This window comes from Cellulomonas sp. P4_A2, assembly GCF_056402515.1.
In genome coordinates this window covers 82,982-95,258 of the sequence record NZ_JBFUHG010000013.1, presented here as the reverse complement: position 1 = coordinate 95,258, position 12,277 = coordinate 82,982, and the positions used below count along the sequence as shown (strand labels likewise).

Sequence of the window (12,277 nt, the reverse complement as noted above, 5' to 3'; positions counted from 1 at the left end):
CCAGCGTTCGTCCTGAGCCAGAATCAAACTCTCCGTAAATGTCTACATGGCACCCCAACACCAAAGCGCTGAAGCAACCGACAAAACGAAACGGTCCCACCGGTTCAACCCGGCGAACCAATCAGATTCGGCTGTATGTGGCATCGCCTTCCACGGAGGTAGAAGAACGACACCCATCTCAACCAAGACCCACCACCATCAACACCCCAGACCACCGGCCCAGAACATCTCAGATAGCAAGCCATATGGCATCGACTATTTGGCACACTGTTGAGTTCTCAAGGAACAGACGCGCATCCATTCAGGTCCTTCAACCTGGCCGGAGGCAACCGTTCTAACTTAGCGGAGTTGACCCTCCCCGTCAAACTTCGTCCCAGACCTGATCGAGACCAGATCCAAGCTTCAGCTCATCGGGTTGAGGAGTCGGAGCTCCACTTCCCGGACGCTCCCGATGACCGGCGATGTGATCGTCGGTCGGGGCTTCCGGGGGTGTCGTCCGGGGGACCAGCCATCGAGGTTCGATCCTCGGTGTCCGTTCCTCCCTGCCGGGCGACGTCGAGAACAGTACGGGCAGAGCGGCCGGAGGGCAAATCACGGTCGCGTGACGCGGATCACCACGCCCTTCAGTGCCCTGACCTGCACAAACGTCTCAGTAGAGCGCGTTTGCCATGGCCCGCCGCGCGGCGACGACCCGGGGGTCGTCGGAGCCGATGACCTCGAACAGGTCGACGAGGCGCAGGCGGATGCGTTCGCGGTCGGGACCGAACGTCGTGCGGAGCAGGTCGACGAGCCGCCCGAAGGCGTCATCGACCTTTCCACCGAGGATGTCGAGGTCCGCGACCGCCAGCTGCGCGTCGACGTCCTTGGGGTCGGCGGCCGCCGCGGTGCGTGCCGCCTGGAGGTCCGCATCCCGGGTGCGGTCGAGCAGTCCGACCTGGGCGAGGCCGGCCCGGGCGAGCGCGTCGCGCGGGTCCTCCTTGATCGCCTGCTCGTACGCGGCGCGGGCGGCGTCGAGGTCGTCACGCTCGATCGCGTCGTACGCGGCCTGGTGCAACGGCGGCAGCTCCGGCTCGGGCTCGGCCTCGGGGGCGTCGGCTCCCGGGACGTTCGGCGCGACCCGGCCCGTGATCCCGTTGGCCTCGGCCGCGGCGAGCACCTGGTCCAGCACCTCGCGCACCTGGTCGCGCGGGTATGCGCCCTGGAACAGCGGCAGCGGCTGGCCGGCCAGGACGGCCACGACGGTCGGCACCGACTGCGCCTGGAACGCCTGGGCGATCTGCGGGTTGGCGTCGGCGTCGATCCGCGCGAGCAGCCACCGGCCCGCGTCCTCGTCGGCGAGCGCGGCGAGGTCGGCCGCGACCGCGGTGCTGACCTCGCTCCACGCCGCCCACAGCACGACCACGACGGGATGCCCGGTCGAGCTCTGCACGAGCGCCGGGAAGGTGGCCTGGTCCACGTCGACGACGTAGGCGCCCGGAGCGGGCAGCCCGCCCGGGGCGCCCGGCGGCGGCGTGGCCGGACGCGCGAGCGAGGACAGGTCGATCGCACCGCGTACGTCGAGGCGGGGGCGGGGTCCGGTGGGCTGGGACATGCGACGTGGTCCTTCGTGCGGGTCGGGAGGAGTGCGAGGGCCTGGACACAGAGTGCCCGAAAACTCAGTCCGCGGTCACCGCGGTGATGGCGTGCTCGGCGGCCAGGACCTGCATGAGGCCCGTGCTGCCGGCCGGGGGGACGTACATGATCACGACGTCGGTGAACGTGCGGACGAAGCTGGCCGACGCCGAGGGCTTCCCGGTGAGGGCGGCGTAGAACGGGTCGTCGATCCGGACGGTGCCGCCCGCCGTGAGCAGCACGGTGGACACGGTGGTGACCTCGCTGACGACGATCGCGCCGCCGTCCACGGTCGCGAGGCTGGTCATCGGCGCGGGGGCGGGCGTGTAGGTCTCGGTCGCCGTCCCGGCGGTGTTGACCCCTGCGGCGGTCGTCGCGCGGGCCGCCTCGATGCCCGTCCGGAACGCGTCCGGTGCGAACGCCGCTGCGTACGGGGAAGCCGTGCCGTTGGCGAGCACGTCGCAGTACTGCGCGATGGCGTCCGTCGGGGTGGCGACGAGACCCGTCGCGTCCGCGGCGAGCACCGCGCTGCCGGTCTCCGGGGCAGCGGTCAGAGGCATCTGGATCCCCTGGCCCATCCGGCCCCAGCCCCACAGGTGGTACTGGTCGCGCGGCGCGTTCTGCTGGAGCACGAGGATGCGCGGCGCCTGCAGGTCGTCCGGCTGCTCGGTCACCACCAGCTGCGTCCGCGGCCACGCGTCCGTCTGCGGCAGGATCAGCGCCTGCGCCTTGGTCGGGATCACCGTCGGCGGCTTCGCGTTGGCCGTCGCCTTGGCGCGGATGTACTCCGCGGCGCGGATGGCGAGCGCGGGACCCGAGACGCGCGGCTGCAGGAGCGCGGGGTCGAGAGCCGCGTCACCCGCCGCGAGCACCTCCCCCAGGTCGCCCAGCACGTTGTCCGACTGCCCGACCGTCGTCGCCGGCGGGGCGACCGCGGGGACCGGTGCGGGTGCGGGTTGCGGCAGCGGTTCCGCGCACGCCGCGAGCGCGAACAGGGCGGTCACGGCGAGGACGGCGGCGCGGCGGCGCGGGCGGCGGATCATCGACCGTCCTCCTGCTCGTCGGTCTGGTCGTTCTCGGTCGAGGTCGAGGCAGAGGCCGAGGTCGACTCCCCCTCGGTCGGGGGCAGACCCCAGGCACGGCGCCAGGCGTCTGCCCGCGATCCGCCGGCGGCCGGTTCCTGCGGTGCCTCGGGTGTCGTCGTGGCCAGCCACGCCGGGCGGCCCGCGTGCGGGTCGGTCTCGGCCGACCGCACCTCGGGGGTGGGCGCCGTGACCGTGGCCCAGGCGGCGGCCCCGCGGACCGATCCCGGTCCGGAGGTCGGCGCGGGTGCCGTCTTGCCGGGCGACGAGATGGCGGTACCGGGCACGACGGGACCCACCGGCGGAGGCGGGACCTTCGCCGACGGGGCGACCGGGGTTGCGGACGCGCCCTGCGCGGGCGCCGCGGGACCCGTCGCGGGCGTCGCACCGGTCGGGGTGCTCAGCCAGGACGGACGGCGGTCGTGGGCAACTTCGGCGTCGGTCGGTGTCGAACCGTTCGCGGGAGCCCCGACCCGCGTGCCCGAGGCAGGGCCGGACGGCGAACCGGAGGCGGGGCCAGTCGGCGAACCGGAGGCGGGCCCAGCCGGCGAACCGGAGGCAGGCCCAGCCGGCGAACCTGCGGCAGGCCCGACCGGCGAACCCGCGGGAGCCCCGACCGGCGAGCCTGAAGGCGTCCCCGTCGGACGGGGCGCGGGCGTCCAGCTGCCCGACGCAGGTGCCGTCGGGGTCGGGGTGGCCGAGGAGGCCCGCGCGGCCGACGCCGTCGGGTCAGCATCGGACGCCGCAGGGACGACCGCGGTCGGCGAGGTCTGGGGCGAGCCGCTGCGCAACGCGCGGCGACTCGTCGGCGGTCCGTCGACGGGCGTGGTCGCGGTGCGGACCTCCGCGTCGTCGAGCGGGGGCGACACCTGGGGCACCTGGCCGGTGCGCGGGGCGGGCCGCGCACCACGAGCCGCGGCGGCCTCACGCATCTGGCGCCGCGTGAGCACCGGGATCGCGTCGACGTCCTCGGCCAGGACCGCGGGGATCGCGCCGGTGGTGACCGGGTGCCACTCCTCGTCGAGACCCTTGCGGTGCCGGTAGACGTCCCGGAACAGGAGCCAGCCCGAGAGCAGGACGAGCACCAGGCCGCCGACCACGGCGGGCCACAGCCACGGTGTGGTCACCTCGCGGGGCCACGCCAGCGTCAGGTTCGGCGCGGACTTGCCCGTGCTCACGGCGATGAGGCTCCAGCGCCCTTCCTGCTGCGGCCACTCGAGCGATGCCGACCCCTTGCCGGTCGACTGGGCGACCCAGAGGTCCGACCCGGCGGGATCGGTGGCCGTCGCCGAGTCCGCCTCGGCGTCGGGGGTGGGGGTCGGCGTCGGGGCCGGCGCGGCGGCGGCGGGGTCCGACGCGGTGGCCTCCGGCGAGGGTTCGGGGGTCGTGTCCTCGACGCCGGTCACCGCGAGCTCGTGCCAGCTGTCCAGCCCGGTGACCTGTCCGTACGCCTCGGTGCCGACCCAGCCCTCGACGTCGGTGTCGCGACCGATCGCGAGGGTCACCTGACCCTTGTCGGGAACCGTGACCTTGACGGTGACGGGATCGCCGCCGAGCTCGAGCACCCCCGGCTCGGTCACCAGCGTGTGGGGTCCGTCCGAGGTCCCGGCGACGAGGATGTCGTCGGCCCTCCACACCGTCGCCGAGGCCACGCCGAGACCGATGACGACCAGTCCGACGACGCCGACGGCGGCGATGATCAGTCGCTTCACCACGCAGGATCCTCCAGGGACGAGAAGCCCCAGGATAGGCAGAGCAGCACGTCACGACCGAACCGGGGCACTTCCGACGGCGCCCGGCGCCTGGGCCGGGAGCATGACTGCACGCATCCGTGCTGACCACGGGCGAGTGAAGACGCGTATCGTTGGCGCGGGCTCCGGTTGTCACAGAGCGTCTCGACCGAGGCGGCTCCCCGGAGTCACAGTGCCCAGGAGGATCGCTCGTGCCCGACGCCCGGACCCCCTTCCCCGTCGTCAACTTCCGCGGATACGAACGCGAAGCCGTCGACGCTCGACTCACCGATCTCGAGAAGGCCCTCGCGGACGCGCGCGCCCAGGTCGAGCAGCTCGACGGACGGGCCATGCAGGTGGCCGGCGAGCTGTCCGAGGCGCACCGTCAGCTGCGCGAGGCCGAGCGCCCCACGTACTCCGGGCTCGGCTCGCGGATCGAGCAGCTGCTGCGCTCCGCCGAGGAGCAGTCCTCGGACGTCGTGACGCAGGCGAACGCCCAGGCCGCCGACGCCCTGGCCCGCGCGAAGCTGTCGTCGGGCCAGCTGCGTGCCCGCGCCGAGAACGAGGTCGCCGAGCTCATCGCGACCGCTCGTCGCGAGGCCGACGAGGTCAAGACGACGGCCGCCTCCGAGGCCGAGAGCACGCTCACGGCCGCCCAGCGCCGGGCCGAGGAGCTCGTCGGGTCGGCCGAGCGCGAGGCCGCGCGCATCCAGAGCGCGATCACGACCGAGGAGAGCGAGCGTCGCAGCTCGCTGGAGCGCGAGCTCGGCACGCTGCGCGCCAGCGTCGAGCACGAGGCCACGCAGCTGCGGATCGCGACGGAGCGGACCGCCAGCGAGCTGCGTGCGCGCAGCGAGGCCGAGACCACCGCGCAGCGCGAGGACGCCGAGCACTACGCGCAGGACCTGCGCCAGAGCGCCGACGCCGACACCACCGAGCTCCGGCAGCGCGTCGAGACCGAGCTCGCGACGCAGCGCGCCGACGTCGACCGCTACGTCGCGCAGCAGCGTTCGGACGCGGCCGCCGAGGTCGCGGCCCTGCGCCAGCAGGCCGCCGAGGAGGTCACGTCGCTGCGTCTGCAGACCCAGGAGTACGCGGACGGCGTCCGCGCCGGCGCCGAGCGGGACGGCGCGGCGCTCCAGCAGCGCGTCGCGGCCGAGGTCGCCGCACTGCGGGTCGAGGCCGAGCAGTACTCCGCGTTCGTGCGGGCGCAGGCCGAGCGCGAGACGAGCGAGCTGCGCGCCGCGGCCGCCGACGAGATGACCGCCTTCCGCACCGAGACCCAGCAGGCCGTCGTCGCGCTGCGTGGCGACGCGGAGCGGTACGCCGCCGACCTGCGGGCGACCGCCGAGCGCGAGACGACCGAGCTGCGCGAACGGGCCGCCCAGGAGACCAGCAACCTGCGCGACGTGACCCACCGTGAGGCGCAGGAGCTGCAGGAGGTCACGCACCGCGAGACCGCCGAGCTGCGCGCCTCGACCGATCGCGAGACGGCCGAGCTCCGGGAGCGCACGCGCCTCGAGGTCGAGCGGGCGCTCACCGAGGCTCGTCGCGCCGCGGCAGAGCTCACGACGAACGCCAAGACCAACGCGGACGAGCTCGTGCGCTCCGCCGAGCAGCAGCTCGCGGACGCCGAGCTGTCGATCGCGTCGCGTCGCGAGGCCGCCGAGCGGGAGGACGCCGAGCGTCACGAGACGGCCCGCGCCGACACCGAGCGCCTCGTGCGTGACGCCGAGGCGCACGCGTCCGAGGCCGAGCAGCGGGTGGCCAAGGCGCTCGCGCAGGGCGACAAGGTCCGCACCGACGCGGAGACGCACGCCAAGGAGCTCCTCTCCAACGCGCGCAAGAACGCGGACCGGGTGGTCGCGGAGGCTCGCGAGCACGCCGAGAAGCAGATCTCGGACGCCATGACCGAGTCGGAGCGCGAGCGGACGTCCGCCGCGCGTCAGGTCGAGGACCTCAACCGCCAGCGCGAGTCGATCACGTCCTACCTGGACGAGCTGCGCAACCTGCTCGGGCACAACCCGGACCGCGCCACGCTCGAGCGGGCGTCGCGCGCCGAGGCCGCGTTCGAGGAGGAGCAGAAGAAGGCCGAGGCCAAGGACGACAAGCCGTCCACCAAGCCCGCGCGACCGGCGGCCCGGCCGTCCAAGTCGCGGCCGGCCCCGGTCTCGGCGGCAGCGGCCGCGGCGTCGTCGAACCCCGCTCCCGACGTGCCGGCGCAGGGCGGTCCGTCCGACGACGGTTCACCCGAACAGGTGACTCCTGAGGTGAAGTCGGACGCGTCCACGGACTCCGAGTCTCACGACCAGCACACTTCTGGCAAGGACGACGCGCCCGCGCCGACCCGCTGAGACTGCAGCGCCGCGTACTCACAGACCGGAGACCGACCGTTGTCCGAGCAGACCCCTTCGAACCCCAGCGCGCCCGCTGACAACGCGGCGGCCACCTGGCGTGAGCAGCAGCGGGCGACCGCTGCAGCGCACGAAGAGGTGCTGGCCACGCGCCAGGCGGCCGAGGCTGCCGCCGCACGTGCGCAGATCGCGTCGTTCCTGCGCCGCGTGAACGGTCAGCGGTTCGGTCCGCAGCCCGTCGAGCTCCGGGCGCGCAGCTACGACGGCGGGACTCGGTACAAGACGCCGCTGACCGGCTGGTACCTGCGCAAGGACGAGACGGTCGCGATCGACACCGCCGGGAACTTCTACATCCTGACGGTGCCCGGCAGCCTGTCCGCGCGGTTCAAGGGCGTGACGCCGGTTCCCTCGGAGCCGACGCTCGTGCTCGGCGCGGGCGGCAAGGACGGCGAGTCGATCGACCTGTCCGCGGCGCTCTCACGCCTGCTGGGCAAGTAGCGCTCCGAGCGCGTCCGCCACGGCGGCGGGGTCCTCGATCGCGGTCAGGTGCCCGGCCCGCGGGACGACGATCAGACGCGCCTGCGGTGCCGCGTCGGCCATGTGCTCGGCGGCGGCCACGGGGGTGACGGTGTCCTCGTCGCCGACGACGACGATGACGGGTCCGTCGAAGGCCCGCAGGACCGCCGTGCGGTCGGGGCGGGCCGCCATCGCCCGCTGGCACCAGGCGACAGCCGCCGGGTCCTGCTCGCCGATCCAGCCGTCGACCGTCGCGGTCACCTCGGGGCGCACAGCCCGCGTGGTCTCGCCGAGCAGCACGCCGCTCATGGGGCGCACGACGTCGACCGTGCCCGACGCCTCGGCCTCGTCGGCGACACGAAGGCGGTTCGCGTGCGCCTCCGGCGCGTCGGCGGTCGACTTGGTGTCGATCAGGGCGAGCCCCGCGACGAGGTCCGGGTGGCGCTCGAGCAGCGCGAGCGCGATGTAGCCGCCCATCGACAGGCCACCGACGAGAACCCGGTCGATCCCGGCCGCGCGCAGCTGCTCGGCGGCGGCGTCGGCGACGGCGTCGAGCGACGGCTCCTGGTGGACGAGGTCGCCGGGCAGGTCCGGCGCGAAGACGCGCGGGAAGCCCGTGAGCAGCGCCTCGACGCCGTCCCACATGCGGTGGTCGAGCGGGAACGCGTGCAGGAGCAGGAGCGGGGTCATGCGCTGGCCTCCACGGTCTCGCCCGCCCAGTGCGTGGGCAGGGGCAGCGGGTGGTCGGGCAGGACGTGGCCGACGATCTCGTCCAGGACACGTCGCACCGCCGACTCCCCCACCCACAGGTGCTTGGCGCCCTCGACGCCGATCACCTCGGCCTGCGGGACGCGCGCGAAGCGCTCGCGGGCCTCGTCGGGACGCAGGTAGTCGTCGAGCTCCGGGACAAGGACGACCAGCGGCTTGCCGAACGCCGCCCAGGCGTCGAGGTCGGTGTCCGTCGCGCGGTGCAGCGGGGGCGAGAGCAGGATCGCGCCCTCGATCGCGGGGTCGCGGCCGTGCATGAGGACGAGCTCCGTGCCGAACGACCAGCCGACCAGCCAGGGCCGCGGCAGGTCGTGGAACTCGACGAACTCGATGGCCGCGGCGACGTCGTACTGCTCTGCCACCCCGCCGTCGAAGGCACCTGCGCTGGTTCCCCGCGAGCTCGTCGTGCCCCGGGTGTTGAACCTCAGGACGGCCAGGTCCGCCATCGCCGGCAGCCGCCAGGCCGCCTTGCGGTAGATGTGCGAGTCCATGTAGCCGCCGTGGGTGGGCAGCGGGTGCAGGGTCACGAGGGTCGCGACGGGCGGGTCGTGCGCCGGGACCGCCAGCTCGCCGACGAGCGTCAGCCCGTCCGCGGTGTGCAGCTCGACGTCCTCGCGGTGCGCGGGAAGGACCGTCAGGGAACGGATGGGGTGCGCTTCGGTACTCATCACGACGAGCCTATTGCCGGTTCGGCAACACGGTGCAGGCGGACCTGGGCGCAGGAGGCAAGATGCAGGACGTGAGCCACGACGAGCACCCCGAGATCCTGTACACGCCCGAGTTCTGGGACGAGCGGTACAGCTCCGCCGACCGCATCTGGAGCGGCGACCCGAACCCGCACCTGGTCTCCGTCGCCTCGCCGTTGAGCCCCGGGACCGCGCTGGACGTGGGGTCGGGCGAGGGGGCCGACGCCATCTGGCTGGCCTCCCACGGCTGGGACGTGACCGCGATCGACATCTCCCAGGTCGCGCTCGACCGCTCCGCAGCGATCGCCGGTCCGCTGCCGATCAGCTGGGAGCTGCGCGACGTCCTGACCTGGGAGCCCGGCGTCGACCGCTTCGACCTGGTCTCCGCCCAGTTCATGCACCTGCCGTCGGACGCGCTGCGCTCCTTGCACCGCCGGCTGGCCGCCGCCGTCCGGCCCGGGGGCACCCTGCTCGTCGTCGGGCACCACCCCTCCGACCACGGGTCGACGAAGATCCAGCGCCCCGACCGCGCGGACCTGCTGTTCACCGCGGAGGATGTCGGCGTGACCCTCGACCCCGACCGGTGGGACGTGACCGCGACCTCGCCGTCGCGCACGGTCGCGGGCACCGACGGCGAGCCCGTCGAGATCCGCGACGCCGTGCTGGTGGCGGTGCGCCGGGCCTAGCCGACCGCCTGCGCGACCGCGAGGTCCAGGACGTCGGCGGGGCCGTCGTCGGTGTTGGCGGCGCAGCGGTGGGTGGCAGCCGCGAGGACGCTCGGGTGGGCGTTGGCGACCGCGAACGACGCGCCCGCCCAGGTCAGCATCGACAGGTCGTTCGGTGCGTCGCCCATGGCCCAGACCTCGGCCGCGCCGATCCCGCGGTCCGCGGCCCACCGTTCCAGCGTCGCCGACTTGGTGACCCCCGGGCCGGAGATCTCGCCGAGCCCGGACGCGCCCGAGTCGGCGACGATCGCGAGGTCGCCGACGACGGCCGCGAGGTCGTCCGCGAAGGTGCCCAGCGGTCGGGCCGGGCTCCGGACCAGGAGCTTGAACGTCGAGGCGGTCAGGACGTCCTCGACGAGGTCGGCCACCGGGCTGCCGTCCGGGATCTCGTGGGACGACCGGAACCGCGTCTCGTGCGCGAAGCCCTGAGCGGTCTCGGTCGCGAACACGGCGTCCGGCCATGCGTCGCGGATGCGTCCGACGATCGTCGCGACGAGGTCCGCGGGCATCCCGTGCTCGGCCAGCACCTCGCGCGTCGCGACGTCGATCACCGCAGCCCCGTTCGCGCAGATGGCGACCCCGTGGCCGGCCACGTGCTCGGTCAGACCCGCCAGCCAGCGCGGAGGTCGCGCGGTCACGAAGACGACCTCGATCCCCGCCTCGGCGGCCGCACGCAGGGCCGCGGCGGTCCGGGCGGACACCGTGCCGTCGTCGCGGAGCAGCGTGCCGTCCAGGTCGGTGGCGATCAGGCGGGGCGCGGTCATCGGCGCGTCGGGCCGCGGCGGCCACGAGCCTGCCAGCAGGACGTGTGCCAGTGACGGCGGTCGTCGACCGCCTCGCCGAACAGCCCGTCCGTGCGCCAGGCGACGACGTGCGCGGTGCCGGCGACGATCAGCTGGTCGCAGCCCGGGCAGCGGTACTCGCGGTCGGACCCGCGGACGCGCTGGACCGTCCACTCCCCGTCGGCACCGGTCTCGCTCGTGCGGCCCGCGGTCGCGCGGTCGAGGTCGAGCTCGACGTGCTCGGCGCCGTACGGCCGCTTCGTCGATCGTCGTCCCACGCCCTCATCCTCCCCTAGAAACGCCGACGTCCGAGCAGAGGGTGGCCAGGGGCCTCATCTGCTCGGACGTCGTGCGGAGAGCCGGACGTCCGCACCCGGAGGGCTCCCGACCTCGGGTGCGGACGTCTCGGGTGGTGCTAGAGGCGGGCCGTGGGGGCCGGGACGGCGTTGGTGGCGACGAGCTCGCGGTACCAGTGGCCCGAGTCCTTGACGGTGCGCTCGAGCGTGTCGTAGTCCACGCGGACCACGCCGAAGCGCTTGGAGTAGCCGTAGGACCACTCGAAGTTGTCCATGAGCGACCAGACGAAGTAGCCCCGGACGTCGACGCCGCGCTCGATGGCCTCGCCGACCGCGTCGATGTGGTCGTGCAGGTAGGCCACCCGGTCGGCGTCGTGCACGTGGCCGTCAGGGGTGAGCACGTCCTCGAACGCGGCGCCGTTCTCGGTGATCGCGAGGGGAAGCGTCGGGTAGCGCTCGTGCATCTCGAGGAGCAGGTCGACGAGGCCCTGGGGCTCGATGTTCCAGCCCATCGCCGTGTGCGGACCGGGCTGCGGGAGGAACTCGACGTTCGTCGCACCAACCCACGGGCTGTGAGCAGAGGAGCGGTGCCCGTCGGGGCCGGGTCCGCCGTCGCCGACCTCGGGCGTGCCCCAGCGGACCCGCCCGGTCGAGTAGTAGTTGATGCCGAGCAGAGAGAGCGGTACCTGGATGATCTCGAGGTCCTCGTCCTGCACGAACGACCAGTCGGTCAGGTGCTCAGTGTCGGCGAAGACCTCCTTGGGGTACTCGCCGTCGAGCATCGGGCGCAGGAACACCTCGTTCGCGATGGTGTCGACGACACGCTTGGCCTCCACGTCCTCCGGGGAGTCCGTCGCTGCGCGCGTGACGTGCAGGTTCAGCGTGACCGAGACGGGCGTGTCCTGGCCGAGCACGTCCTTGACCGCGCGACCGGCGAGGCCGTGCGCGAGGTTCAGGTGGTGCACCGCGCGGAGCGCGGCGACGTCGTCGGTGCGGCCCGGTGCGTGCACGCCCGAGGCGTAGCCCAGGTAGGCCGAGCACCACGGCTCGTTCAGGGTGGTCCACAGGTGGATCCGCTCGCCCAGCTCCTCGGCCATCTTGCGGGCGTACTCCCCGAACAGGACGGCGGTCTGCCGGTTGGTCCAACCGCCCTCGTCCTCGAGAGCCTGCGGCAGGTCCCAGTGGTACAGCGTGGCGACGGGCTTGATCCCCGCCGCGAGGAGCCTGTCGACGAGGTCGGAGTAGAAGTCGATGCCGGCCTGGTTGAACTCGCCGGAGCCGGTCGGCTGCACGCGGGACCACGAGATCGAGAACCGGTACGCCTGCAGGCCGAGGTCGGCCATCATCGCGACGTCCTGCGGGACCTTGTGGAAGTGGTCGACCGCGACGTCGCCGGTGTCCCCGTCCTGGACCTTGCCGGGGGTGCGGGAGAACGTGTCCCAGATGGACGGCGCGCGGCCGCCCTCGTCGGCTGCGCCCTCGATCTGGTAGGACGCGGTGGCGGATCCCCACAGGAAGTCGGCGGGAAAGGCGCGTCCGGACGGTCGCGAGGTCGTCATGTGCTGGGTCCTTCGGTCGGGCGGGATGTTGTCGGCGGCTGGCACGGATCGCGACTTCCTTGTCTGCGCGTTCCTCGACCATAGGCCTCGAGCGTGGCGTCGAAACGTTACGATACGTCAGGTGGGAGCGCTCCCGCAACGGGCCCTGCGCGCCGGCGCAGAGACACG

11 protein-coding genes are annotated in these 12,277 nt (G+C 73.3%); 3 read left to right on the top strand and 8 right to left on the bottom strand.

The features are described 5' to 3' along the window. Window positions 1-649: 649 nt before the first annotated feature. The 3 genes from AC1DUE_RS13885 to AC1DUE_RS13875 form a co-directional block, all read right to left on the bottom strand. Window positions 650-1,591, bottom strand: a complete 942-nt coding sequence (locus AC1DUE_RS13885; RefSeq protein ID WP_477040016.1) for a co-chaperone YbbN — start codon at window positions 1,589-1,591, stop codon at window positions 650-652. 64 nt (window positions 1,592-1,655) lie between these two features. After that, a complete protein-coding gene (locus tag AC1DUE_RS13880; RefSeq protein WP_477040015.1) occupies window positions 1,656-2,654 on the bottom strand; it encodes a DUF8094 domain-containing protein in 999 nt (332 codons plus the stop codon). Beyond that, window positions 2,651-4,408 carry a hypothetical protein gene (locus tag AC1DUE_RS13875; protein ID WP_477040014.1) on the bottom strand — a complete coding sequence of 586 codons (1,758 nt, stop codon included), beginning with the start codon at window positions 4,406-4,408 and terminating at the stop codon, window positions 2,651-2,653. Before AC1DUE_RS13875 ends, AC1DUE_RS13880 begins: the two co-directional genes overlap by 4 nt. Before the next feature lie 227 nt (window positions 4,409-4,635). On the opposite strand from AC1DUE_RS13875, the gene AC1DUE_RS13870 reads away from it, so the two are divergent. Then, window positions 4,636-6,777 (top strand): coiled-coil domain-containing protein, encoded by a 2,142-nt coding sequence (locus tag AC1DUE_RS13870; RefSeq protein ID WP_477040013.1) that lies wholly within the window; start codon window positions 4,636-4,638, stop codon window positions 6,775-6,777. Window positions 6,778-6,816: 39 nt separating this feature from the next. Then, window positions 6,817-7,275: a hypothetical protein gene (locus AC1DUE_RS13865; protein ID WP_477040012.1), complete on the top strand. Its 459-nt coding sequence runs from the start codon at window positions 6,817-6,819 to the stop codon at window positions 7,273-7,275. Here the strand turns inward: AC1DUE_RS13865 and AC1DUE_RS13860 are convergent. Beyond that, window positions 7,255-7,983: an alpha/beta fold hydrolase gene (locus AC1DUE_RS13860; RefSeq protein ID WP_477040011.1), complete on the bottom strand. Its 729-nt coding sequence runs from the start codon at window positions 7,981-7,983 to the stop codon at window positions 7,255-7,257. The two genes, AC1DUE_RS13865 and AC1DUE_RS13860, sit on opposite strands and share 21 nt — an antisense overlap. After that, complete coding sequence (locus AC1DUE_RS13855; protein ID WP_477040010.1) at window positions 7,980-8,729, bottom strand: alpha/beta hydrolase; 750 nt, start codon at window positions 8,727-8,729, stop codon at window positions 7,980-7,982. The genes AC1DUE_RS13860 and AC1DUE_RS13855 overlap by 4 nt, the downstream gene beginning before the upstream one ends. A 71-nt stretch (window positions 8,730-8,800) precedes the next feature. On the opposite strand from AC1DUE_RS13855, the gene AC1DUE_RS13850 reads away from it, so the two are divergent. Continuing rightward, on the top strand, window positions 8,801-9,433 hold the full coding sequence (locus AC1DUE_RS13850) for a class I SAM-dependent methyltransferase (protein WP_477040009.1): 633 nt from the start codon (window positions 8,801-8,803) through the stop codon (window positions 9,431-9,433). Here AC1DUE_RS13850 and AC1DUE_RS13845 read toward each other — a convergent pair. From AC1DUE_RS13845 to AC1DUE_RS13835, 3 genes are all read right to left on the bottom strand, one after another. Continuing rightward, window positions 9,430-10,236 carry an HAD-IIB family hydrolase gene (locus AC1DUE_RS13845; RefSeq protein WP_477040008.1) on the bottom strand — a complete coding sequence of 269 codons (807 nt, stop codon included), beginning with the start codon at window positions 10,234-10,236 and terminating at the stop codon, window positions 9,430-9,432. The genes AC1DUE_RS13850 and AC1DUE_RS13845 overlap by 4 nt on opposite strands. Then, window positions 10,233-10,532 (bottom strand): hypothetical protein, encoded by a 300-nt coding sequence (locus tag AC1DUE_RS13840; protein WP_477040007.1) that lies wholly within the window; start codon window positions 10,530-10,532, stop codon window positions 10,233-10,235. Before AC1DUE_RS13840 ends, AC1DUE_RS13845 begins: the two co-directional genes overlap by 4 nt. Window positions 10,533-10,669: 137 nt before the next feature. Next, entirely contained in the window at window positions 10,670-12,109 is a 1,440-nt protein-coding gene (locus AC1DUE_RS13835) for a glycoside hydrolase family 1 protein (protein ID WP_477040006.1), read from the bottom strand. Between the last annotated feature and the right edge of the window lie 168 nt (window positions 12,110-12,277).

Bases quoted from the DNA above. Each gene is read 5' to 3' on its own strand.
- AC1DUE_RS13885 (WP_477040016.1), bottom strand. From the start codon at position 1,591: ATGTCCCAGCCCACCGGACCCCGCCCCCGCCTCGACGTACGCGGTGCG.
- AC1DUE_RS13880 (WP_477040015.1), bottom strand. From the start codon at position 2,654: ATGATCCGCCGCCCGCGCCGCCGCGCCGCCGTCCTCGCCGTGACCGCC.
- AC1DUE_RS13860 (WP_477040011.1), bottom strand. From the start codon at position 7,983: ATGACCCCGCTCCTGCTCCTGCACGCGTTCCCGCTCGACCACCGCATG.
- AC1DUE_RS13855 (WP_477040010.1), bottom strand. From the start codon at position 8,729: ATGAGTACCGAAGCGCACCCCATCCGTTCCCTGACGGTCCTTCCCGCG.
- AC1DUE_RS13845 (WP_477040008.1), bottom strand. From the start codon at position 10,236: ATGACCGCGCCCCGCCTGATCGCCACCGACCTGGACGGCACGCTGCTC.
- AC1DUE_RS13835 (WP_477040006.1), bottom strand. From the start codon at position 12,109: ATGACGACCTCGCGACCGTCCGGACGCGCCTTTCCCGCCGACTTCCTG.